Annotated in this window: 26 protein-coding genes; 8 read left to right on the top strand and 18 right to left on the bottom strand. The window is 64.4% G+C overall.

All coding sequences use genetic code 11. The features are described 5' to 3' along the window. Positions 1 to 63: 63 nt before the first annotated feature. Together IEZ08_RS33830 and IEZ08_RS33825 are read right to left on the bottom strand one after the other, a co-directional pair. Positions 64 to 1,401, bottom strand: a complete 1,338-nt coding sequence (locus tag IEZ08_RS33830) for an FtsK/SpoIIIE domain-containing protein (RefSeq protein WP_189243804.1) — start codon at positions 1,399 to 1,401, stop codon at positions 64 to 66. 94 nt (positions 1,402 to 1,495) lie between these two features. Further along, positions 1,496 to 1,825 (bottom strand): SCO3933 family regulatory protein, encoded by a 330-nt coding sequence (locus tag IEZ08_RS33825; protein ID WP_189243803.1) that lies wholly within the window; start codon positions 1,823 to 1,825, stop codon positions 1,496 to 1,498. Between the two features lie 137 nt (positions 1,826 to 1,962). Between IEZ08_RS33825 and IEZ08_RS33820 the strand changes: the two genes are divergently transcribed. From IEZ08_RS33820 to IEZ08_RS33795, 6 genes are all read left to right on the top strand, one after another. Beyond that, complete coding sequence (locus tag IEZ08_RS33820; protein WP_189243802.1) at positions 1,963 to 2,805, top strand: GntR family transcriptional regulator; 843 nt, start codon at positions 1,963 to 1,965, stop codon at positions 2,803 to 2,805. Further along, positions 2,802 to 3,488, top strand: a complete 687-nt coding sequence (locus IEZ08_RS33815; RefSeq protein WP_189243801.1) for an HAD family hydrolase — start codon at positions 2,802 to 2,804, stop codon at positions 3,486 to 3,488. Before IEZ08_RS33820 ends, IEZ08_RS33815 begins: the two co-directional genes overlap by 4 nt. Before the next feature lie 659 nt (positions 3,489 to 4,147). Continuing rightward, entirely contained in the window at positions 4,148 to 5,185 is a 1,038-nt protein-coding gene (locus tag IEZ08_RS33810; RefSeq protein WP_189243800.1) for a ParA family protein, read from the top strand. Between the two features lie 8 nt (positions 5,186 to 5,193). Further along, complete coding sequence (locus tag IEZ08_RS33805; protein ID WP_268249392.1) at positions 5,194 to 5,790, top strand: HEPN domain-containing protein; 597 nt, start codon at positions 5,194 to 5,196, stop codon at positions 5,788 to 5,790. Between the two features lie 370 nt (positions 5,791 to 6,160). Continuing rightward, positions 6,161 to 6,451 (top strand): GntR family transcriptional regulator, encoded by a 291-nt coding sequence (locus IEZ08_RS33800; RefSeq protein WP_229803814.1) that lies wholly within the window; start codon positions 6,161 to 6,163, stop codon positions 6,449 to 6,451. A gap of 4 nt (positions 6,452 to 6,455) precedes the next feature. Then, the gene (locus IEZ08_RS33795; protein WP_189243798.1) at positions 6,456 to 6,881 is read left to right on the top strand and encodes a DUF6228 family protein; all 426 of its coding nucleotides are present in this window, start codon (positions 6,456 to 6,458) and stop codon (positions 6,879 to 6,881) included. Between the two features lie 416 nt (positions 6,882 to 7,297). Here IEZ08_RS33795 and IEZ08_RS33790 read toward each other — a convergent pair whose 3' ends face one another. From IEZ08_RS33790 to IEZ08_RS33750, 9 genes are all read right to left on the bottom strand, one after another. Further along, a complete protein-coding gene (locus tag IEZ08_RS33790; protein WP_189243797.1) occupies positions 7,298 to 8,494 on the bottom strand; it encodes a site-specific integrase in 1,197 nt (398 codons plus the stop codon). A gap of 4 nt (positions 8,495 to 8,498) precedes the next feature. After that, positions 8,499 to 8,651 (bottom strand): CopG family ribbon-helix-helix protein, encoded by a 153-nt coding sequence (locus tag IEZ08_RS33785; protein ID WP_189243796.1) that lies wholly within the window; start codon positions 8,649 to 8,651, stop codon positions 8,499 to 8,501. Between the two features lie 100 nt (positions 8,652 to 8,751). Further along, a complete protein-coding gene (locus tag IEZ08_RS33780) occupies positions 8,752 to 8,928 on the bottom strand; it encodes a helix-turn-helix domain-containing protein (protein WP_189243795.1) in 177 nt (58 codons plus the stop codon). A gap of 167 nt (positions 8,929 to 9,095) precedes the next feature. Then, complete coding sequence (locus IEZ08_RS33775) at positions 9,096 to 10,871, bottom strand: cell division protein FtsK (RefSeq protein ID WP_229803813.1); 1,776 nt, start codon at positions 10,869 to 10,871, stop codon at positions 9,096 to 9,098. Between the two features lie 47 nt (positions 10,872 to 10,918). Further along, positions 10,919 to 11,263 (bottom strand): hypothetical protein, encoded by a 345-nt coding sequence (locus tag IEZ08_RS33770; RefSeq protein ID WP_189243793.1) that lies wholly within the window; start codon positions 11,261 to 11,263, stop codon positions 10,919 to 10,921. A gap of 32 nt (positions 11,264 to 11,295) precedes the next feature. Continuing rightward, positions 11,296 to 11,484, bottom strand: a complete 189-nt coding sequence (locus IEZ08_RS33765; RefSeq protein WP_189243792.1) for a hypothetical protein — start codon at positions 11,482 to 11,484, stop codon at positions 11,296 to 11,298. 194 nt (positions 11,485 to 11,678) lie between these two features. After that, complete coding sequence (locus IEZ08_RS33760; protein WP_189243791.1) at positions 11,679 to 11,870, bottom strand: hypothetical protein; 192 nt, start codon at positions 11,868 to 11,870, stop codon at positions 11,679 to 11,681. A 3-nt stretch (positions 11,871 to 11,873) separates the two neighbouring features. Next, positions 11,874 to 12,233: a hypothetical protein gene (locus tag IEZ08_RS33755; protein WP_189243790.1), complete on the bottom strand. Its 360-nt coding sequence runs from the start codon at positions 12,231 to 12,233 to the stop codon at positions 11,874 to 11,876. Positions 12,234 to 12,582: 349 nt separating this feature from the next. Beyond that, on the bottom strand, positions 12,583 to 12,807 hold the full coding sequence (locus IEZ08_RS33750; protein WP_189243789.1) for a hypothetical protein: 225 nt from the start codon (positions 12,805 to 12,807) through the stop codon (positions 12,583 to 12,585). A 557-nt stretch (positions 12,808 to 13,364) separates the two neighbouring features. On the opposite strand from IEZ08_RS33750, the gene IEZ08_RS33745 reads away from it, so the two are divergent. After that, a complete protein-coding gene (locus IEZ08_RS33745; RefSeq protein ID WP_189243788.1) occupies positions 13,365 to 14,801 on the top strand; it encodes an NsdA family TPR-like regulatory protein in 1,437 nt (478 codons plus the stop codon). Here the strand turns inward: IEZ08_RS33745 and cutA are convergent. From cutA to IEZ08_RS33720, 5 genes are all read right to left on the bottom strand, one after another. Then, a complete protein-coding gene (cutA, locus tag IEZ08_RS33740) occupies positions 14,764 to 15,096 on the bottom strand; it encodes a divalent-cation tolerance protein CutA (RefSeq protein ID WP_189243787.1) in 333 nt (110 codons plus the stop codon). The two genes, IEZ08_RS33745 and cutA, sit on opposite strands and share 38 nt — an antisense overlap. 1,524 nt (positions 15,097 to 16,620) lie before the next feature. Further along, on the bottom strand, positions 16,621 to 17,706 hold the full coding sequence (locus tag IEZ08_RS33735; protein ID WP_189243786.1) for a DUF6461 domain-containing protein: 1,086 nt from the start codon (positions 17,704 to 17,706) through the stop codon (positions 16,621 to 16,623). A gap of 11 nt (positions 17,707 to 17,717) precedes the next feature. Then, positions 17,718 to 18,683 carry an ankyrin repeat domain-containing protein gene (locus IEZ08_RS33730; protein ID WP_189243785.1) on the bottom strand — a complete coding sequence of 322 codons (966 nt, stop codon included), beginning with the start codon at positions 18,681 to 18,683 and terminating at the stop codon, positions 17,718 to 17,720. A 186-nt stretch (positions 18,684 to 18,869) separates the two neighbouring features. After that, complete coding sequence (locus tag IEZ08_RS33725; RefSeq protein ID WP_189243784.1) at positions 18,870 to 19,892, bottom strand: hypothetical protein; 1,023 nt, start codon at positions 19,890 to 19,892, stop codon at positions 18,870 to 18,872. A 95-nt stretch (positions 19,893 to 19,987) separates the two neighbouring features. Beyond that, a complete protein-coding gene (locus IEZ08_RS33720; RefSeq protein ID WP_189243783.1) occupies positions 19,988 to 20,617 on the bottom strand; it encodes a hypothetical protein in 630 nt (209 codons plus the stop codon). Between the two features lie 369 nt (positions 20,618 to 20,986). On the opposite strand from IEZ08_RS33720, the gene IEZ08_RS33715 reads away from it, so the two are divergent. Next, a complete protein-coding gene (locus IEZ08_RS33715) occupies positions 20,987 to 21,379 on the top strand; it encodes a hypothetical protein (protein WP_189243782.1) in 393 nt (130 codons plus the stop codon). On the opposite strand, the gene IEZ08_RS33710 is transcribed toward IEZ08_RS33715, so the two are convergent. Together IEZ08_RS33710 and IEZ08_RS33705 are read right to left on the bottom strand one after the other, a co-directional pair. After that, positions 21,306 to 22,208 carry a pentapeptide repeat-containing protein gene (locus tag IEZ08_RS33710; RefSeq protein ID WP_141704256.1) on the bottom strand — a complete coding sequence of 301 codons (903 nt, stop codon included), beginning with the start codon at positions 22,206 to 22,208 and terminating at the stop codon, positions 21,306 to 21,308. The genes IEZ08_RS33715 and IEZ08_RS33710 overlap by 74 nt on opposite strands. After that, positions 22,205 to 22,687 (bottom strand): hypothetical protein, encoded by a 483-nt coding sequence (locus IEZ08_RS33705; RefSeq protein ID WP_068927382.1) that lies wholly within the window; start codon positions 22,685 to 22,687, stop codon positions 22,205 to 22,207. Before IEZ08_RS33705 ends, IEZ08_RS33710 begins: the two co-directional genes overlap by 4 nt. Between the last annotated feature and the right edge of the window lie 333 nt (positions 22,688 to 23,020).

Raw genomic sequence — 23,020 nt, 5'->3', positions numbered from 1 at the left:
AGGCATGGGTCGGGTAGGGACCTGGCGTGATCAGGGCTCACGCCGAGCCGCAGGGAGATGAAGTCAGGCCGCGTGCATGTCCGGCACGTCGCCGTCGACCCGAGAGGCCATGACATCGGCCCAGGACGGGGCCAGATGGGCATAGGCGTGGGCGGCGTGCTCTGCGGTGGCCTCGGAGACGTAGAAGGAACGGGCTCGGTACCACTGGCCGTCCTGGCTGGCCACGATGGCGACGCCGGGTGTCTCGGCGGCGATCGCGCGGGCGGAGACCAGAGCAGCCGGGTCGAGATCGCCGAGGGTCATGGTGGCGGTCTCGGGGTCGTTGACCCGATGGCAGATGCGCCCGGAGCACTGGGCACGTAGGGCGGTGACGCCGGGTCCGAGGTCGGAGCCGATGCGCTGGCCGCAGCAGAACAGGTAGATCCCGAACGCGCGCCCGAGCTGAGCCACGCGAAGGAGGGCGGTCGAGGTCTTGGCGATCTCGTCTTTCTCGGACTTGTCAGCCATCAGATACAGCTCAGCCAGTTCATCGACCAGGACGACGACTGGGATCGGCCGGAGGGCCGGCGGGAGCTGCCAGATATTGCGTGCACCCGCCTGACGGCACAGGCCCATGCGGTCGGTCATCAGCGCCACCAGGTCATCGAGCAGGCCCACCGACTCGGCGCGGCAGGTGGCCAGGGCCGACAACCGCGGGCCGTACGGAGTGAACTCCACCCCGCCCTTGAGGTCGAAGCCGACCAGGGCGACCGGTTGCGGCGCCAGCCCGACGATGAGCGCGTTGGCGAGGTTGGACTTGCCGGACTGCGTGGCCCCGGCGTTCATCCAGTGCGGGACCGTACGGAAGTCGATGATCCACGGCTTGCCGGTCTCCAGCCGTCCCACGGTGACCTTCAGCAGGCCGGGCGAGGGAAGCAGCTTGTCCACGTGCACGAGAGGATCGCGCATGATCGCGGACAGAACGACCCGTCCCGGCCGAGGCGAGGAGACCCGTACGGCATGCACGCGCCAGGAGTGCGCGAGCCGTTCAGCCGCTCCGCTGTAGTCCTCGGGAACCTGTCCTTCCAGAGTGCGGATGGTGACCCGCCAACCGTGCCGGGTGGGCATGGGCATCCACATCCACGGCTTGGTGTCGACCGTCACCCGCTGGAACTTGCGCTTGACCCGTACCGTGCCGCTGGAGGAGATCAGACCGGGAACGGTGGTGAACCAGAAGCGCTGCCGCTTCTTGGTGAGACCGCACCCGAGGGCGACCTTGCGCCAGGTGGCGCGGACGGTGATCGCGGTGAGCGGGTACCCCACCACGTACCAGAACGATTGCCGGTGCCACCTACGCCAGCACAGGAGCAGAGTGACGACCGCGAGCAGGGCCAGCAACCACCAGGCCAGATGCTCGAACATAATGAGAGCCATCCTTTCGTCGAAGGCGAGAGGGAGGCCCCGGAGCGGGCGGAGCTGCCAGGCGAGCCCGCTCCAGGGGCGTCACGTCGGCCGGTCAGGCGGCCTTGAGGTTGGCCGGGCGGATCGCCTCGGCGCGGAAGCCGAGACCCGAGCGGCCGTTCATCGACCAGAAGAACGCGGCGAGTCCGACCGGGGTGACCTGCACGCCCTCGGGGATCTGCGGGAACGTCTCGCTGGGGAACGTCACCACGATCACCGGGTTGCGCCGGTCGTCGTTCGGCTTGGGGAGCAGCGGGATCGTGTACAGGTCCCGCCCCTCCGCGTCTCGCTTCACCTCGCCCGTGGCGCGGTCCACGATCTTGGGCTCGGGCTCGCCCGCGACGATGAACGCCAGGGCCGAGATGTCGACGGGGATGTTGCGCATTTCGATCACTCCTTGAGGTTGTCTAACCTGCCTAGCCATGTTGGCCGTGACTTCATGTTGGCCAGGTTGCCTAGCCATGTCAAGTGTCTCGGAAGAACTGGCCTAGGCGACCTAGGAGAACTAGACTGATTTGCGTGATGAGTCTCGACCCCGACGACCCCCGGCCGCCCTACCAGCAGGTGGCGAACGCCCTGCGTGCGGCGATCCTGACGAAGAAGTTCGAGCCGGGGGACAAGCTGCCCTCAGGAACCGAACTCGCCAAGCAGTACGGCGTGGCGCGCATGACCGTCCAGCAGGCGATCCGTCTGCTCCGGGACGAGGGACTGATCGTGTCTCGTCAGGGGAGCGGCGTGTTCGTCCGGGAGCGCACCGAGCGCCCGGTGGAGCTGCGACCGCACATCGAGCACGCTTTCGAGGCGAGCAACGTCTCCATCGACTTCGCGGGCTTCTCCGGGGAGACCCTTCAGGGCATGCTTCAGGAGCCCTTGGACAAGATCCGGCTTGGACGGCTCACACCCGAGACCATCGGCATCCGCATCCTGATCCCGGACATGGACCATCCGATGTCCCTGCCGTGCCGGGCGGAAGATCTCAGCGACGACCCCGTGATCCGGGAACGCGCCCGCCGCATCCAGCAGCGCAGCACCCAGGCCATCGCGGACGCCGTCCACGAGCTGGCAGACCTCGGACTGGTGAAGTCCGCCTCCGTAGAGGTCCGCGTCCACCAGACGACTCCGGCGTTCAAGTTCTACGTGATCAACCGGGAGCAGGTGTTCTTCGGCTTCTACCCGGTGGTCAAGCACACGGTCCGGATCAAGGGCGAGCCGCACGAGATGTACGACGTCATGGGCAAGGACGCGGTCCTGTTCCACTACCAGGTGACTGAGGACGCATCCTCGATGCAGTCGCAGTACGTCGCCCAGGTCCGGACGTGGTTCGAGAGCATGTGGACCACGATCAGCCGAGAGGTCGAGTTGTGACCGAGACACTGGTGGAGATCTTCCGCCAGTCGCGCGCCGTTCTCCTCGACTTCGACGGACCGGTGTGCAGCGTCTTCGCCGGGTTGCCGGCCCCCGTGGTCGCGGCCCGGCTCAAGCAGCTGCTCCAGGATCAGGGCGTGGAACTCCCGCGGGACGTCGTGGAGCTGGACGACCCGCTCAAGGTGCTGCGCCGTACGGCGGTCTTCGCGCCGGAGATGGTCGACAAGGTGGAGACCTCGTTCATGACCTACGAGATCGAAGCCGCAGGCAGCGCCAGGATCACGCCGGGGGTCCGGGAACTACTCGACGCCTGCGCTGAGACAGGCCGACCAGTAGTGATCGTGAGCAACAACTCCGAGCCCGCGATCAAGACGTTTCTCGGTCTGGCCGATCTGAGAGAGCGCGTGGCCGGGGTCGTCGGCCGCCCGATCAGCAATCCGATCGAGATGAAGCCGCATCCCCGATCCCTGTTCCGAGCCTGCGAGATGGTCGACGTCCCACCGGGTGAAGCTGTGCTGATCGGAGACTCCGACTTCGACATGCAGGCCGCGGCCAACGCCGGAAGCCGCAGCATCGCTTACGCCGACGCCCCGGGGAAGGACGAGAGCCTCACCCAGGCCGGAGCGGATGCGGTGACCAAGAGTATGCAGGAACTCACCGAGGCGATCAGAGCGAGCCGGTAGTGACGCCGGAGGGAGGTGGTTCAAACCTTCCCTACGTCATCAAGCCGCCGCCCGCTGGGCGGCGGGCGGTCGGGCCGGAACCGGGCGGGCGTGCGGCCTCTCCGGGCCGGTCCCGCCCGACCGGCCCACCGCACATCGAACGCCGGGCAGAGTGACGCGGGCAGGCGACCACCAGGCCGGACGGAGCACGGCGCGCAGAAGCCGTACGGCGATGCAGACAGCAGAGGTCAAAGCATGCCTCCGGTGGGGGATCTCCGGCCCCGAGGTGATCGCCGAGCACGAGCCGGGGTTGTGGGGTGGCCGGGGCTGATCACCACGCACGCCATCGACCCAGGCAAGCCCAGCAGACCGGCTCCTACGGCTCAAGCCCGGCCGTGCGGGATGGCGTCCAATGATCGAGGAACGGCGGCCGGCTGATGTACACGCGAGGCCGAGCTTGCTCCTCCGTCCCCGGCCCGCTGCCGCTCCGCGGTGGGTCGACGGCGTACGAGGTGATCAGAGAGTAGAAAGGGGCGAGCGTCCCCGAGTACTGTGGAAAGTCGCAGCTCTGCTGATACGAAAACTGATCACAAAGACTGCTCCCTGACGGGCGTACCGGCTCCCGTCAGAGTCGCAGACCGGATATGGTCATGAAGAAAGATCTCCACGGTGGAGGGTAAATGTCTTCGTATGCTTTTTGGAATAACAAGGGTGGCGTTGGTAAGAGCTATCTCTGCTTCATTGCCTCCGCCGAGTATGCGCGCAGACATTCGGAGGCTGACGTCTATGTGATAGACCTCTGCCCTCAAGGGAACGTGAGTGAAACCCTGCTTGGCGGATATGAGACTAGCCCTAAGGCGATAAAGCAGCTCATTCAGAGTGCTCCGAGATCGACGATTGGCGGATATCTCGAAGCGAGGCTTAACTCTCCCTTCCGGCAACTGGATGATGTCGAGCCGTACGTATCTCGTCCGATCGACTTCAACTCGTCCATTCCTAGCAATCTATATCTTGTGTGTGGAGATAACCTTCTGGAGATTCTTTCGGAAGCGATTCGCCAGACCTCTCAGCTTGTCATTCCTACGAATGCATGGAAGCAGGTTATTGAGTGGGTTAAAGATCTAACATCTGCTTTGTCGGTGAGGAGTGGGGATCGCCCCGCGATATTCATGATCGACTGTAACCCTAGCTTTGCTATCTATACCCAACTCGGACTGGCGGCTTCTCGAAACATCATTATTCCCTTCACGGCTGACGATAGTTCAAGGCGGGCAATCGAGAACGTTGCTGCTCTCACCTATGGAATTGGCGACGAACATGTGGCCACCTACTCAAGGATAAATTTCTCTCGTAGGGCGAGAGAGGAGGGGGTTAATATCCCGCTCCTCCATACCTTCGTTAGTAATCGGGTAACGCGCTATGAGGGTCGCCCCAGTCGAGCATTCCAAGCAGTAGCTAATACGATCGAGAAGACAGTTAAGGACATCCACTCTGGACATAGAGAAGTATTTGCTAATCCTGGAATGGATCCCAGCAAGTCTTTTGTTACCGTCCCCGACTATCATGGTGCCTGCATTGTTTCCTCCATGACTGGCACGCCTCTGCACAAGCTCAAGGCTGGTCCTCGTACAATAGCTGGAGTGGAAAGGGTTCAGATTAACCCGGAGCCTCTGCAAAATTATCGTACCGCTCTTGAGCATTTCGTTGACACTCTTTGAGTGAATAAATGTCATCGCAGGCAAGGGTCCGTTTTGAAGGAGCCCTTTCGGATGCTGAGCTATTGTGCCTGAGAGGGAATGCTTCGAATCTCTCTCAGAAGCAGCGGAGGGTGCAGTATCACGCTGCACTAGCTGCAAGTGTTGCTGCTTGGGAAGCATATTTGGAGTCGGTTGTCCGAGAGTTCCTTAAAGAAATCGCAGATCCGCTGAATTTGACCTTTACGGCACTGAGGATGCTGCTAGAGCCAAAAGTTGAAGCAGAGCTAAAGCGATTCAACACGCCCAATTCATCTAATTCCCGCAAGCTGATTTATGAATCAACTGGATATGATCCCATCAATGACTGGAACTGGCCTGCCAAGAGTATGAGTGGTATCGCAGTGCGTGGGTTGGTTGACGAGATTATCCAAGTCCGCCATAGCTTTGCCCATGGATATAAAATGCCGGCTTACTCCTGGAACGTAGACTCTAGGGGAGATGCTCGTCTTACTTCAACTTCCCTGAAGATGGTCTCGGGCCTTTTTTTGAATCTGGTGGAAGCAACAGACAGAGGGCTTGATCTTTATATTAAAGGATCTTACGGCAAGCTTCGCGTATGGTATTAAATTGCAACTTAAGTCGTGCTCAATTGTTTTCTTTCCCTTTTAGTGTGCATGACCTGATAGCAAAAGTATCCATGTCTCCTCGGCGCGCTTGCTGAGCCAGCGTTCCGTCTCGTGAATGGTGGTTCTTCCCGACCGCCTTGTGGTTCGGCGGATGAACATCAGGCCGCCAGAAGCGCATAGTTCGTAGACCGCTTCCCTGCACATGCAAGTGTGCTGTCGGACACGTACACGGTCAGCACGGGGAAGCTGTGTCAGCCAAGTCAGCTTCTGGTGGTCGACCAGGGGTGGGCTGACGTGGATGCTGTGGTAAGTCCAGGTCACAAACTGACCTTACGTCTACCTTGTCTACCTCGTCTACGACGTTGCCCATATGAGCAGCGTCGCCTACATGCCTAACGTCGTCCTCGTGGAAGTGGACAAGTTCGACCCGACGCCGATCTACCAGCAGGTGGCGGCGATCATCCGAGAGCAGATCAAGGCTGGTGAGCTGCAGCCGCGCGACCAGATTCCGTCCGAGTCGCAGATGGTCAAGGATCATGGGATAGCTCGCGACACGGCCCGCCAGGCCGTGGCCATGCTCCGAGATGAGGGATGGGTCTTCACCTTGCCGCAGCGCGGGAGCTTCGTGGCCGACAAGGAGGACTGGCCGAAGGACGGGTGACTGTATGGGCCTTCCTGAGCCGGAAGTGGTGGTCCGCTGCCCGGGTGTGCATCTCCGGCTGAGTGGCATCAACGCGCAAGATCCATACGAAGCCGAGTTCTCCGTCGAGCTTCACGCCGCCGGACTCGACGCCCGTCTCGATCGCGTGATCCAGTCGGCCTGGGATCGGCCTCTTGTGGATTTCCTGGATGAGCTGGTGGCTGACTTCCGCGGCTGGGAGGGAGAACGCGTCTGGGGTGTCGCGAACTTCGCGGTTACGGCGACGTTCCACCCAGGCGGGCACGTTGATGTGACATGGAGGCTTCAACCTTGGGATACTGGGCTCGATGCCTGGGAGGCGTCAGTCACCACCCGCTTGGAGGCCGGTGAGCAGCTGCGCAACCTGGCTGCCGAGGTCCGGGAGTTCTTCAGCGCCTTTGATCAAGGATGAACCGCTGATCGGGTCCGCTCCCAAGCCGAATGTCCCCGTTTAACTACAAGGCTGGCTCCGGTCTACGGGGCCAGGCGTCCGCCATGCTTCAGAGCAGTGAATCGTCATCCTGCCGCAGGGCGGAGAGCTTCACGGCCGATAGGGGGAACTGGTCGGCGGAGAGTTGAGTGACCAACTGAGTGACAACGGCCACGGACGGGGTCGGACGATCACGGACGATGAGGGACCGTCCCCGCAGCTCAGTTAGCACATAGACCAGGCTCCAGACCTCGGCGAAATGGCTTCGCATCGAAGGGGTCAGGGGTTCGAATCCCCTCATCTCCACAAGGAAGATGCAGGTGGGAAAGGGTTTCGGAGTTGATCCGGAGCCCTTTTTCCATGTCTGGAGGTCGGTGGGAGCCAATCGGGGAGCCACCTCACGCGGACTTACGCTTCCTGGTCTTGCCGGTGCCGAAGACGGCGTTCATGGTCTCGGCACCCTTGGTGATCACTGGTTTGAGCTGCTTGCGGTACACCGCTTCGGTGACTCGGGTACCCGCGTGCCCGACGAGATCGGCGATGGTCTCCAGGGGCACGTCGTTCGCGCTCATGATCGAGACGAATGAGTGACGGAGTTCGCGGGGAGTCCAGCTCTCTCCGATCTCCGCCTGTCGTGTGATCGCCCGGAACGATCGCCGCACGTTGTGGGCGTCCAGCGGAGTCCCGACGCTCGTGCAGAAGACGAGACCGTGCTCCTTCCAGGCGTCGCCGGCCTTCAGCCGAGCGGCGGCCTGCTGCGTGTGATGCTGCCGGAGCGCCTGAGCGGCGAGCTTGGGGATCTCCAAGGTGCGTCGGGACTTCGGGGTCTTGGTGTCGCCGGTGACCCTGTCCGCTCGCCATACGTAGATGGCGAATCGTTCGTGCTTGAACCCGACGTCGGTGACGGCCCGCCACCCTTTGGCGGTCTTGTCCCAGGCGACCACGTGATCCCAGCGCAGCGCGCGGGCTTCCTCGGTGCGGATGCCCGTGGTGAGACTCAGCACCACGTAGGCGTGGAGCGGTGACGACTCCGCCGCTTTCAGGACCGCGTCGGCTTGATTCTGCGTCAGTGCCTTGCTCGGCCTTCCCTGCTTTCCCGTAGGCGTCTGAACCAGCTCGGCGACGTTCCTCATCACGAGGTCACGGGCCTGAGCCTGCCGGATGGCGCGCTTCAGGATCGCGTGGACCTCTCCGAGAGTCCTCGTGGACAGACAGCCGGTGAGACCGTCCAGCCACTCGTCCACCTGATCGGCGGTGAGCCGCTTGAGCTTCTCCTTGCCGATCAACGGAATGACGTGCTTCCGGGCGAGTGTGGTCAGCTTGCTGACCGTCCCCGTCGAGCGTCCCTTGAGCCCCTTGGACAACCAGTCCTCGACGGCGTCGCGGACGGTGTACTTGTCGGAGCTCTTGACGCCGGATTCCAGCTCTTTGGCGGCTTCGATGAGCTTGGTCTTCACCTCGGCCTTGGTCCGGCCCTTGCGCTTGACCCGTTGGCGCTTGCCGTCCGGGCCGAAGCCGAGAGAGATCGCTCCGGTGTAGCCGTTTCCCTCGGGGTAGATGGTCGCTTCGTACGTGCCGATCAGGATCTTGGCCAAGGGATCACCCCTTCTCGTGGCGGTTGAGATACTCCTCGATCGCCTTCCTGATCACCCACGACACGTCTCGTTCCTGCGACTCGGCGTACCTGCGGAGACGTTCCTTCAGCTCCGCATCCACCCGGACGGGCGGCAGGGTCGTTCGGTCGCGTGTCATAGACGGCTTCCTTCCTGTGTCGTGCAGGTATCAAGAGGCGCTTGCCGGTTGTGCGGCACCGCCGCACAACCGGCCCTGTAGAACGTTGTAGCACGCTGTTCTACGTCTCGTCCATGGACTCCAGTGAGGAGATGAAGGCGGCAAGGTGCTGGTCGGTGATCCGGCGAAGCTTGCCGATCTTGATGCTCTTGAGCTGTCCGGTGCGGAGCAGGTAGTAGACCTTGTCACGTCCGACGCTCAACATCTCCGCTACCTGTTCGACGGTGTATGCCTGCATGGGGCATCCCCCCTCTCGTTCGTCAGTGGCGGCTCGCTTTCTTCGCGGTGATCCCGCGCTGTCGCTGATTACGGGTTGTGATCGTCCGCCGGTCCGTCCGTCCGCGTCTGTCAGGCGCTTATCTACGCGCAGACGCGCGGACGGACGCGGACGGCGGACGTAGATGGTTACGGATCGTGTATCTCAGGCAGGGCTCGCCAGCGCCCCCGCGTGACCTGTTCGACCTGACGCGCACGGCCCAGGTCCTGAAGGCGTTGGTAGACCCAGGTACGGCGCATGCCGGTGGCGCGCATGAGATCGCCGATGCTGATCCCGTCACCGGGAGCCTGTCTCAGTGCGGCGGCCAGAGCCTCTTCAGCCTCCCGTACGGCGTTGTCGCGAGCATGCCGGGGGGAAGGCTTGACGGTGGGCCTTGGCAGCGGAGCCGACGTATCAGCCGCGCGTTCCAGTGCTTGGGCCGACACCTCGTCGAGCACCGGGCGAGCGGTGGCGTGCCGTTCGGCGGTGGCCCGTACCCCCTCGTCATCGAGGAGGTAGGTGCGGGCGCGGCGGGGGATGTCGTGTTCCGGGGAGCTGATCAGGAACTTGCCGGGAGCGTCCAGCTTGTGCGGCTGCCATCCGGCTTTGACCATGCCCTGGCCCAGGATGAGGTCCCCGTCACGGGGTTCCCGGACGCGGAAGCACAGACGGACATCCATCTGGGAGCGGATCGCGCTCTTGCCCATCGCGTCCTTGGAAGGGCGTTGGGTGGCGGCGATCAGGTTGACCGCTGGGGCACGGCCACGTCGGGCGATCGAGTCGGCGTAGTCGACGGCCCGTGGTGCCTCGCTGGCCAGCTCGGCGTACTCGTCGACGATGATGATCAGCGCGGGTCGTTCCGGTGATGGCTCCCACACGCGCTCACCGCGCATGGTGAGGTCATCGGCCCGTGCGTCGAGGATGACCACGGCATCGGCCAGTAGGGCTTCCGCCTCCTGCGGTGTGGTGGCCAGCCGGTCGATGCACGATGCCCAGGGCTGAAGTTCCATGCCGCGCTTGAGGTCGATCGCCCACAGGATCACGTCCTGGCAGGCGGTCAGATCCCCGAGCAGGACGTTCACGCCACCGGACTTGCCTGCCCCGGACATGCCCGCGAACAGCGCGTGCCGCCGGAGCAGGGGAACACGGACGGGGTTGCCGTCCTCGAACAGCCCCAGCTTGGCCGGTTGTGTGATCGAGGTGATGGATGGACCTGGCCAGGCGATGGCGTCGGCGTGCGGGTCGGTTTCGATCACCCGTACGTCGGCGCGGTTGGCCTGCTTGCTGGCCACCGGCTGAACGCGCACCCCGCCGCGCGCGGTGCCGAGTGCCGATTCCAGACGGGGGACGGAGTTGACCGCGTCCTCAACGGTCTGCCCGAGTCCGAGCCCGAGCCGGAAGCGGTACCCCCACAGATCCACGATCGCGGACTGCACGCGGGATCCGGTCAGGCCGACCGCTTGGGCGATGTCCGGCCAGGCGGCCAGCGTGCGTTCCACCCGCACGCGGGCACGCCTGCGCCGATGCGCCCACCAGGGCACGGCCAGCAGGAATGTGCCGATGCCGAGTACGGCGGGCAGGGGAGCGGTGAACGGTCCGTGGTAGGCGGCCAGGGTGAGCCACGTTCCGGCGAACGCCGTGGTGAAGGAGGCATAGCCGCGTTCGATCGGACGCGGCAGGTTGACCCAGCGACCCCAGACGGCCAGCGCACCGACCAGAATGATCATGATGATCAGGACGGTGGGCCACCACTCGGGGAACCAGTGCCGCAGGATCATGCCACCCAGCAGGATCGAGATGGCCAGGGTGAACGGGGCGAGTTCGGAGCGGTACCGCCAGGCCAGGCGAGCGATACCGGCGATGAGCAGGGGCGCGAACTCCAGATCGTCGATCATGCCGACGGGCTGGACACCGTAGCGGCGCATCCGGCGTGCGTTGCGGCGTATCTGACGGCGTGAGATGCGATGTCTGCTCATCGGCCCTCACCCACCGCTTGCTCAGCGCTGCTTTGGGCGTGCAGCTCGTCACGGATGTAGTACAGGGGATCGTCGTCGCCGTCGTGGTCGGCCGCCAGGGTGGCGCGGATGGCGGCTCGCAGGTTGGCGCGCTGGTAGCGGACGCTGGCCAGTTCGGCGCGTAGGCCGGTGATCTCGTCGATCAGGGCTTCGATGTCGTCGAGGGCGGCGATCACGTGCGCCCAGACGGGGAGCAGGGGCAGGGGTTCTTGGGTGAGGGCCGCCAGGAGCTGAGCGGCGGTGGTGTTGCGAGAGGCAACCTCCTGAAGATCTGTGTGCGGGTAGGGGTGGCGGTGGGGCATCAAGCATCACATCCTTCGGTCGGGGACAGGGGTCAGTGGCCGGTGATCCAGCTCAGGACCGCGCGGATGGCGTTGCGGATACCGGGCGCGAGCGCAGTCGCGGCCAGCAGGAAGCCGAACAGCAGGGTGATCAGCGCGTGCCACCAGCGCAGGCCCAGGTAACGCCAGGCGATGAACACCAGTGCGCCGAACACGAGCACCAGCGGGACGGTTACGGTCATGGGACCTCACCTCCTCTCACAAGGGGGGTCTCCGAGGTCTGGGGACGGTGGGCGGGTCAGAGGCCGTCGTGGCGGGACTTGCGGCGGTGCCAGCGCCAGCGGGCACGGCACTTGGCGCATCGCCGGGTTCCGGGCTTGGCGTCGGCACCGCATAAGCACCGGCCAGGCGTGGGCGGGAGTGTGCGCATCAGGGCTCACCTCCTTCCGGTGCAGGCGGCCGGGGGGCAACGGTGGGCGTAGGTGCCCAACAGCCGGTGGCTCAGGGCTCCGGTGGGGGCGTGGCGGCGGTCCTCGGCGCGGATCACGGCGACCAGCACCACGAACAGCGCGAGAGCGGCGATCGACAGGATCAGGCCCAGGACCACGGCGACCAGTGCGATGTCCATCGCTCACGCCTCCTCAATCTCGTCGAGGGCGATCGCGTCGCTGTAGGAGTCCAGAGCGGCGCGGCGCGTCATTGCCGCCCGCGTGACCAGGACGGCTTCGTAACGGACGCCGCCGAACTCCATACCGGCGACGTGGTGTCCGCCCTCAACGACGGGCGTGGTCCCCAACAGGGCCGCGATCCGCTCGACTTCGGCGATCGCCTCTGCCTCGGTGGTGGCGTCGGTGTCGTAGTTGGTGTGGACCGACACCCGGACGGTTCCGTACCGGGGGACGGGCACCTGCGGGTGGCTGTCCAGGAAGGTGGCCAGGGCGCGCAAACCGGTGATCAGTTCGCGGCGGCGGTGGTGCTGAGCTGTGTTCATCTAGATCACATCCCTTCCGTTTCCGGTGACCTACGAGGCGAAGGTAGGTTCCGGGGAAGGGGGCAACCCATCGCGTGGTGTGATCATGCGGTGAGATCGAAAACATCCGGCGATGAGATCGCTTAGATCCTGCGGTGAGATAAGTCCCAGCTCACGGCCGTGCCCGTACGAGAGGACCCCCGACAGAGCCCTTGGGAACTGGCGCTCTCACGAGCGCGGAGGGCTCTGCCGGGGGCGTTGACGCGATGGTGCGGGACAGGGACGGCGGGAGGGGTGAGTCGGTCAACCGCACCATCGCGAGCGGGTGGCAGGGGAGCCTTCAGTCATGAGCCTTGCGTGCTCACCAGCTCTACGGTTCGCCACGGCTGTCCTGCATCCGTGCGTGTGTACGAGAGCGCAGATATACGTGATACAGCGCGCTGGCGCTGTATCCGCCGCGCACGTCGCTGATATTCAGACTGAAAAAGTCGAGGAATTCGATTCTCGAAAGCGCCACGTGTTCCGCATGACGCTCTCCCAGTAGGACCACTTCGTGAACCTGTGGATGGGTCAGGCGCTTCGCATTCTGCGCCATGGCCGTTCACGACCTGTCCGGCGCGGAACGCTCTGTGGCGCGAAGATCCTTGTACCGGACGGCGATGCGTCGTGCTGCCCGCTTCGGATCTGCCGCTGGATGGCAGGCATAGACGGGTCGGCCACGCTGAGCGTTCCAGCCAGCGCACCACCAGAAAAGATCACCGTTTGTCCACACGACCAGACCACGCCAGGCCGACACCACGGCCAGCCCGTAGCCGTCGTTCACATCCGCCGTGATCCCATGCTCGGCCAGCTCCCGTTGTAGCTGGTCGGCAACGGCGACTGAGGTTGTGGAGGTGACGCGAGGTGCCCTTTGCTCCCCAACCATGAACTGACCTCCGCAACTGCGCTTCACAGGCAATGAACGGACGGAAGTCAGATAAATACGATCTTCGACTCTTGCCTCATGTCAGCTCTGACCTGCGTCACGGACTGATGTGAGGTTTCCAAGCAAAGATGTTCTGGCGAATCTCACCGCGATATCTCACGATGTGATGGACTGATAGATCTGAGGCGTCCTTGCAGGCGAGCAACCACGGGAACGGATCGCGCGCCATGGTGATGGATCAGCGGAAAGTCAGAGAGACCCTTGATGCTGTTTTCGCACGTCAGGACATGACTGAGGTGTGCAAACGGCGGGATCTCGGAGGGATCATCCGCATCCTCGGCAAGTACGGGGTCACGCAAGGACAGATCGCCAGTCTCACCGGGATCGCCCAAGGGCGCATAAGCGAGTACAAGACGGGCAAGCGAATTCCGACTGCAAAGTCTACATTTGAGGCGATCGCCGATGGTTTGGGCATGCCTGCACACTCACGTCGCGCTCTGGGGCTTTCACCGTCGGGTGGGACTGATGGTGCGGATGGTGCGCGATCCAACGGCGGCGAGTTCCAGATCTCCACGGACACGTTTGACTTGCAGCTTCTAGCCGAAGCAGTTGGGAAACGGGGCGACGCCTTGAAACGCCGCGAATTGCTCAGCATGATCGCCAGGGTCGGTGCTACCACCAGCCTTGCTCAGAACGAGGTGTGGGAGCGACTCTCCTACGCCCTGACCAAACCAAGTGCCATCGATGAAGCAATCGTCCGAGAAATGGAAGCCCGGTCGGCCGGCTTCCATCGCCTCGAAGAGATCATGTCCGCCAGTTCTATCTTCAAAGGGCTCGCCGCTCACCTCAGAGAGGTAGCGACGATCCTCAACGGGACAACCCCCGACCCGAAGGACGAACTGAGAAGGCGTCTGATTGTGGTCGCGGGGGAAAGTAGCGTCTTGGCTGGGTGGATAGCCAGCGACCTGGGCAGTGCCACAACTGCTCGCAACTTCTACGCCACTGCGGAGAGAGGCGCAAAAGAGGTAGACGATTCAAGCATCATCGCCTGTACCTACGCCTATCGCAGCTACATCCCTAGCGCCAAAGGCTCCCACGGACGCGCTAGAGCCCTTCTGGGCAGCGCTTTGGAACTGCTTCCCCCATCCATGTCACCCGGTACAGCATCATGGCTTGCTGCGCGGCATGCCGAAGAGAGCGCAGCCCTCGGTGACAGGGAAACCGCCCTACGCTCCTGGGCGCAGGCTGAAGAAGCCTTCAGCATCACCGACCCCGAAGAAGACCGTGTATGGACCAGATTTCTCGACCAAGACCGGTTCGACTCCTTCCGTATTGCTACCTACTCAAAGGTGGGAAAACTCACCGAAGCTGAGGAATTGGCACATGCTGTCATCGCCCGCCTGCCGGAAGTAGATAGGAAACGTGCCGCGATCATTCTCGGTGACATCGCCACAGCACACATCGTCCAAGGTTCCGTCGATGAAGCGGCCAAACTCGCCCGAGAAGGACTCAGAGCAGTCAGAGAGACTGAATCTGCTATCTGGCTCCCCCGGTTTGAGGTGATAGCGGAACCACTGAGGCGCTGGCGAACCCAGCCGGCAGTGCGGGCCTTCTTGGAAGAGCTGGCTATGACGAAGCGTCAGTTCGCTTCGTCTCCGCGCTGATCCAGCTCAAGTATTCAGGGCTTCCCGCCACAATCGAGGTGGCGATGATCTCGGGGGTGTCGTAGGAGTGATTTTCCTTGATGTGTTTCTCTAGCGCGGGGAACATCTCGGCCGTCGTCTTGATCAGAAGCTGCCACTCCTCAGCTGTCTCCACCTTTCCGTCCCACCAGTAAACGGAACGAATCGGCCCTACGATCTGCACACACGCGGCAAATCGCGCCTCTGTGATGCTTCGCGCCAGGCTTTCCCCAGATTCCGGGCTGTCAACAGTTGTTAGGGCCTGTATGTACTCCATCTCTTCCCCTCTCATCGTCCCCGTGTGCACAAGGGGCACTCTCCCACAATAGAAAGTCAACTGACACTTGGAATCATCCCCGCGTGCGCGGGGAACACCAGGTCTCCGATCAGCTCAGCGGGGCGACGAGGGGATCATCCCCGCGTGCGCGGGGAGCACCCCCACTTCGCCCGCAGCTTCTCCGCCGCCGCGGGATCATCCCCGCGTGCGCGGGGAGCACGCCGCCGCAGGCGACCCCATCGGCTGCTATGAGGGATCATCCCCGCGTGCGCGGGGAGCACTAGCGGCCGGCGCGGACGTCGGCTTCCTGGTCGGGATCATCCCCGCGCGGGGATGGTCCCTCGGCCGTACCGGCGGGGTCCCAGCGGCCGATGTGCTCCCCGCGCACGCGGGGATGGTCCCGACCGCGAGGCCAAGGCCGGGATGGAGCAGCGGTGCTCCCCGCGCACGCGGGGATGGTCCGGTCAAGGCCGCGCTCGACGTGATGGAGACCGGTGCTCCCCGCGCACGCGGGGATGGTCCCGACTGGGACCTGTCAATCAGCTCCGTCGGCAAGTGCTCCCCGCGCACGCGGGGATGGTCCCCTCGTCGTCAACATCGGCGCCGGGTACGGTCAGTGCTCCCCGCGCACGCGGTGATGGTCCCGGGTGCCCGCTGATCTCGGAAGGGTGGCAGTGGTGCTCCCCGCGCACGCGGGGATGGTCCCGGCCCTCCCGCCCCTCGTCCCGGGATGAGGTGGTGCTCCCCGCGCACGCGGGGATGGTCCGGAAACCGAGGTCCTCAGCCTGGTACACGGCTGGTGCTCCCCGCGCACGCGGGGATAGTCCCGCGCCCAAGCACTGATCAAGAAGCACGGGTCGGTGCTCCCCGCGCACGCAGGGATGGGTCACTCACAGCCTAATCATCCACATGCAGGCTGAGAGCTCCTCGCGCACGTAAGGATGTGCGTGGTTGCGTCATCCACCCCTTTCCTAAGCGACTCCGCTGCACACCGTCCTGAGTCCGATCCCCGATTCGAAGCGGATTCCGACTTGAACATACGCCGACGAGATCGGCTCGGAAGACCTCCGTGAGTACTTCGTATGCTGTTACTGCATGGATGTAGTTCTCGGCAGGCACACGGTTGTGATTCAGTAGCGTGATCTCGGCCGAGATGTGGACTGCGGACGCCTTCGAACCCTTCCAGTCGTGCGGCGTCGAGGCGGCCGGGAGTGGTTGAATACTTGTTGCTCATAGGATCCTCTCAACTCCGGGAGGCCACGGGAGCCAATTGTGGGAGCCACCGCCTTGCGGCTCCCCCAGACTTCCCGTGTCCTCCCCGGAGTGTTCTGTAAGGTGAGAGGCACCCGATCGACTCAGATCGACATGGTCAGACTTGCCTGTTTACCTTCGCATCGAAGGGGTCAGGGGTTCGAATCCCCTCATCTCCACCAGGACGAGAAGGTCCGGTTCCAGAACATGGAGCCGGGCCTTCTCGCTGTTCGGTGACCGTAGGACTGGTTCCTCTCCAAAGTGCTTCCGGCGTCAGGGGTGAGGCATCTCCTCCGAGAGGATGCGGTCGGCGACGTTGCGCAATACGTGCAGGCGCATGACGTCCGTCCTGGACAGCCGAGGTATCCGGAAGGCCTCGTCCGCCACGGCGTACGCCGCGTGCACGGGAGGCGGTGACAGCGCCTTGCCGAGGGTGTAGAGGGCATGGCTCGTCTGTTCCAGCAGTTCGGCTTCCGCCGTATCAGGCGTGGACCCGAGCTGCCGCGACAGGGTCTGTCCGGTCTCCTCGGCGGCCCGGTGCAGCCGTGCCCGCAGCGCCTCCCGCTCGGCTGGACTCGCCTCGCCGAGCTCCAGAATCCGCAGAGTCTCCTCCGCCAGTGGATGCTCCTCCAGTCCGACTGCGGTGGTGACGATGGAGACGGCCAGCCGGGTGATGGCAGGGGCCAGCGCGGGAGACGGGTCGGCCAGGAGTCGCGCGAACTCCGGTTCATCCAGGAACGGCTCCCGTGGATGCAGGTAGGCGCGGGGGACGAGCGCTCGCGGGACCGGGGTGGTGATCAAGGCGGCGAACTGGGGGGAACGCACCCACTCGGGGGTGAGTGTCCACCCGCTGACCTCCTCGGCCAACGCCATGATCCGCACCTTGCGCTCCCATGCCGACAGCCCGTCGTACAGGCCCACCCGCTCCAGCAGCCCGTCCAGCGCCGCCGGGTCGCTGCCCGATCGTTCCGAGAGGTCCATCAGCCGGAAGGAGGTGACGATGTCGCCGTCGACGGCATAGGTGACCCAGCTGTCCCTCTCTCCGCGCCAGAGGACGTTCAGCGCGCACCCACCGGCGGAGAGCGCCTCCATGACCTCCGTCCGGTTCCCTTGAAAGCCATGGGGCTCGGAGGCGAGCGTCCACTCACCCGCCGGGGTCAGCTGGAGCAGGTCCTCCCAGTGTTCACATTCCAGTTCCTCCAGCTCTTCGAGGTCGGCCCACACACCTGTTCCAGGGGCCGCGCCGAACCGGCGGGCCACCTCCTCCAGGTCGCCGTTCCGGCACCAGGTGAAGCAGAACCCCTCCTTCTGCAGACCCGCCTGGATCGCCTTGGTGAACCTCATCTCGATGGGATCCATGATCATTTCCGTCAGTCTCGCTCGGGTAGCCTGAGCCACATGTCGGGCTGTTCGGTGATCGATCGGGCGTCGGTCGGCCGCAGGCCCGCACCGGCGAAGCAGTAGGCCACAGCCTGGTAGTGGTAGAGGTAGGTGGCGAGGATCTCCTCGGCGGGCTCGTCGGGGGAGACGCTGCCGCCGCCGGGGTGGGTGTCCCATTCTTCGATGACGCCGTCGCGGGCTACGGCTCCCTGGTTGCCGCTCTTGGGGTTGGCGTACATCGCGTAGCAGACGGTTCCCGCCGACAGGCGCTTCGCGACGCCGGAGCCGGAGGTGTATGCGATGTATCCCCATGGTTGAAAGACGACGCATCCGCCGGGCACGTCCGTGACCCCGATAACGCTCAGGCTGTCATCGAAGTCCGAGAATGGGTCATCCATGATCTCTTCGATCTCGTCATCATCAGCTGGTACGGCCTCCAGTCGCCGTGCCGCCTCGGCCGCGGTGATATCGGCCACGCAGGCGAGGCTGAAGCCGTCGTGCTCCAGGCGTCCCAATGCGGTGATTAGGTGCCTGGCCTCGGCCACGGCGGCGGCCTCGGTGGCGGACAGGACGACCTCGCCGTCGGGGAGAGGGAACAGGTCAGGGGTAGGGGAGGCCAGACTGAGCCGTCCGGGGGACCAGCCGTTCATCATCGGCCGCCACGGGTCGGCTCCGGCGGTGACCAGGGCGAGGGCATTGCCGGGACGGTTGTTGAAGACGGCCTCCCAGAGTGCGGTACGACCCTCATGCTCCGCGTCGACGTCGTCAACGCGCCGGGCCAGTTCCGCGACCACCTCGGGTGAGCCACGTTCGGCCGCCACGTGCAGCGGCCGTCCGAGGAAGAACACCTCTGAATTCGGGTCGGCACCCGCGTCGAGCCGGGCGCGGATCAGACTGAGATTTGTCCAGCCGTCCCAGCCGATACCAGACCATCCGGTTTCATTGTTGGCGACCATGACACTCCTTGGGGACGTATGGGATATATGGCTGCTGATCATGGCGTACGGGGCTGACAGATCCGGGCTGGGGCCGCAGGCGTCATAGCACGAAGGCGGCATCCTGCGATGGCCGTACCGGTTTGCGGACGGCGGTCACGTCCATGGACGCAACCCATCCGTGAGGTCATCCCCCTGCTCGCGCGTCTACGCGAACGGGTCCATGTGGGGGCGGTCTTTCACCCGGTCGTAGATGCGGCGCAACCACGGCTGCCGAACCGCCGCCAGCCGCTCTAACGTGCTGAGGAACACTCGCCCGTCAGGACGGAAGGGGCTGGACGGCAGCAGCGGGGGCGGATCATCACGGCGAACGACGGCAGGCATCCCGTACGCCGCCGGCACGAGCCGCCGGTCATCGTTGAACGCCATGTATGTCCACACTCCCGCGGACAGGGGCACCACCGCTCCCGCGTCGCAGGGCCATACCTCGCCGGTCTGTGGATGTCGCGGCACCAGGGCGATATCCGTGGTCGCGGCAGACAGGCCAGGCCCGGCCAGGACGAGGTGGCGTTCCGGTGGCTCCGGAGGGAGCAGCCTGTCGATCACCCGGCGGAACACCTGTGCGACAGGTCCCTTGGGGACGGACACCCGCTCACCGCCCGATGCCGCCAGCAGGTGGGCCAGTGCCACCGCTGCCGCGGCCTCCCACAGAGGGCTCCAGAAACCACGCGGATCAACGGGCGGCGTGGTCGGCAACTCCGCCCAGTCGATCACCCGCTGGGCGGGACCATCGACGGCGACAGGACGCACGGCTTCCGGCTCCAGCCACACCACCTGCCAGAACCCGCAGTCGTCGACGCGAGTCGCCACTGGACAGCCGCACCTCGCGCACGCCAGGTTGGGGCCGTACTGGCCGTCCCAGCCGCAACAGCAGCCACCTAACCGCTCCGGGATGAAGACGGTTCCACGGACGTCGCCCGGCGCGATTCCGATCCTGTTCGGGGCGCCCGAGACGCAGTACGTCAGCAGCCGGACGCCATGTGATTCCGGCTCGGGCTTCAACGGTTCCCAGGGTCGGCCGTCTCCAGGGTCCACCACGTATGTTCCCGGCTCCAGCAGGCTGGGGAGCAGACCATGACCGTACTTCTGGCCAGAGTGGTCGGGAAGCGCCACCCGAGCCACCTTCGTGGTCATCGCGGCGCCGCACTCCGCACAGACGAAAACGACCAACCAGCCTCCTCTGTCGGAACGACGCATCATGGTGGCACAACGTCCCGCCTTGTGCGGAAGTATTCAGAATCACCGTGTCGCACGGCCGTCCAGAATCACCGTGTCGCACGGCCGTCCAGGGACGAAGAGACTTCATTGATGATGAAGTGTTGGTCGAGGGCTGAGGTGAGCCGGTCGGCCAGCCCTGGCGTAGTGGCCGCCGCCCATTGCCGGGCGAGATCGAGAAATCCGGAGAAGTGCCGTTGAGCTGTGGTGAGCAGACTGGAGAGCTCGCCGCGAGTGATCTCGATGGACGGAGCGTCCTCATTGTGTTGTCGGAGCTGGATGGTGTGACCCACATGGGTGATGTGCGGCGTGGGGTCGTGGCCGAGCCAAGATTCTCGCCCGCAGGCCACATCCCACCAGTCCCGCCAGTTCTCCAAGCCGAAGCAGCAACCGGGCGGGACGCTGACGTCGGTGGTGGTGTCGTGGAAGCGCAGCCCGCCCGGAGCGATCAGGCATTCCGCTTCGGCGAGATGCTGCTCCAGATGCGCCTCGGTCAGGTCGGCGGCGTGAGTGACGGGAATGCCGTTGTAGCTGAAGATGACGGCCATGGCCGTCCCGACCTCGGCGGGAGACATCTGGCCGGAGAGGGCGAGAAGACGGTCGCGCGACGGCTCCGCGATCGGCCAGGCCGTGAAGTCCACCGCATCGGAAGTCTCCAGGACGACTTCGACGATGACCACGGCCGCAAGTATCCAGGCACTGTGCGTGTGTGCGGTTGCTGAGGGTGCGAGGAGGGTTCACCGGCGAGTCGGAAGGTCGGGGAGTCAGCGAAAAGTCAGCAGACCCGCTGACACGGGAGCGCAGCCGAGATCGACGGACGTCACCGCCGCGGCACCTGACGGCACCAGATGGCACCCAGTGATCGAGAGCGGCACTCCCCACCGGGGTTCGCATCGAAGGGGTCAGGGGTTCGAATCCCCTCATCTCCACCCAGGTCAGAGGCCGCTTCCGAGAGATCGGGAGCGGCCTTCTGCGTTGCTGAGTGACCGGCTGCGAGAAGCTCGTGGGCTTGAGGGGCCCGTTTGATCCACTCGGTAGAGTGACCCTCCATGGGCGTTCTCGTCGACTACTTCACAGCAGGCTCCGACCGGTCCGCCCGGCTGGTCCTGCCCGGGGGGCCGGAGGCCGCGCACCTGCCGTACGTCGACTGCAAGGGGTGGCTCGACGAGCTCGACACGTTGGGCGCAGAGCTCAGCGGCCGTGACCTCAGTGAGTTCGGTGACAGCGAGGTCATCGCCGACGACGGCGAGTCGGCGGGTGTGGAGCGGATGGCGCCCGAGACCGTCGCCGCGCTCGCCGTCGTGGACGATGCGTGGTTGCGGGAGTACGCCGAGGAGGAACTGCTCGACGAGTTCGAGTTCGAGCGCCTCATGGCGCTGCGGGACCTGGCCCGTGAGGCGGTACGGCTCGGCCAGGGGATGTATCGCTGGGTGTGTTCCTGAACGCCTCGAACAGTTCCTCGCGGAGTGCGGGTGGAAGCTTTCGGCCCATGTCCGCCGGGCTCACCAGCGCTTGATCGTCGTTCTGCTCCAGGGCTCTGTCGGCGAGGAACTCCAGGCTGAATCCGGCTTCTTCGCGGTGGCGTGCGTCCGGCCAGCGTTCCATCAGGGGTAGAACCTTCTCCACCCGTTCGCTGATCCGGTCGAGGAGTGCGTAGCCGGGCAGACCGGGAAAGCGCTGTGCCCGCAGGTCGATGTGGTGGAAGGCGACGTAGTCGAGTTCCGCGCCGGTGAAGTCGTTGCCGGTGAAGTCGTTGCGGTCCCGACCCAGCGAAGTCTGGTGCTCGGTGGGACGGCCCCAGAAGTTGACCTCCCGCACCCGGCCGAGGAAGACGCAGTCGACGAACTCGGCCTCGGACGTTGACGTCTGGTTGCGCAGCCGTGAGCGGTCGAACACGCACCTTTCAAACCGGACGTTGCCGAAGAAGGTGAGGGGCGGGAAACGGGTACGCCGGAAGGTGCAGCCGCGGAAGATCGTCTGGGGCCAGTCGACGCCGTCCCACGGTCCTTGGACGCAGGTGGCGCCCATCGACAGCCGGTCGAAGGCGGTGCCGGAGAGGTCGCAGCCTTCGAACGTGCTGTTGTGGACGCTGAAGCCGGCGAGTCGCATGCCGGAGAAGTCGACGTCCACCAGCCGTGCCCGGTCAAAGATCACCTCGGACACTCCAGCGGGCAGGTTGAACCGTCGGCTACAGAGCTCTCCCCGGGCGATCCATGCACTCTGCCATTCTTCTGAGCTCGGATGGAGGCTGAACTGCTCGGACGCGGTCATGCGGTCGGCTCCTTCTCGGAGGAGGACCGTACGGCATCCGCAGGCGACCAGAACTGCAGCTTGAACAGGACGAGGCTGATGATGTCGGTCGTGAAGTCCTCGTGGCTGAGGAACATGCGATGGGCTCTGAACCGCCACTCGTGGTCCCGGCGGCCGAGATCGAACTCCTCACCGTAGGTCATCTCTCCTGAGTGGCAACTGATCGCGTAGATCTTCCCGGAGACCAAATGGACGCTTCCCGACCGGCGCTCATCCCAATCGGAGGCGGGCGGTTCGCCCTGCCAGAGCTCGTACTTGATGAGAGCTTCATCGCAGTAACCGGTGTTGAGGGCGATGGCGCTGGGGCCGATATCTGCCCAGATCTCCCTCGTGGCGTTTAGGCGGCGGATATGCCACTCGTCGTCTTCGACGTCCACGACTCCTTCCAGGTATCGCTCTATCTTGTATGGAGGGATCAGCGCCTTGATGATCTCCGCCATGGCACTCCTTGAGGGCATGTACTGGGTGTGCGCTGATCATGGCGGATGAGCCTGACATATTCGGAGGGCTGCAAGGGAGACGGGACGTTCCTTGCTGCGATGACCTTACCGGTGGGCGTTTCGTGGAGTCAGCGAAAAGTCAGCGGACCCGCTGACACGGGAGCGCAGCCGAGGCCGTCAAGCATCACCGTCGCGGCATCTGACGGCACCGGTTGGCATCCGGCAATCGAGAGCGGCACGCCCCACCGGGTTCGCATCGGAGGGGTCGGGGGTCGGGGGTCGGGGGGCAGGGGTTCGAATCCCCTCGTCTCCACCCAGGTCAGAGGCCGCTTC

The sequence above is a fragment of the Planobispora rosea genome, from assembly GCF_014648175.1.
GTDB lineage: Bacteria > Actinomycetota > Actinomycetes > Streptosporangiales > Streptosporangiaceae > Planobispora > Planobispora rosea.
Note: the sequence above shows the minus strand (reverse complement) of the source record. Positions and strands in the feature narration are given on the sequence as shown.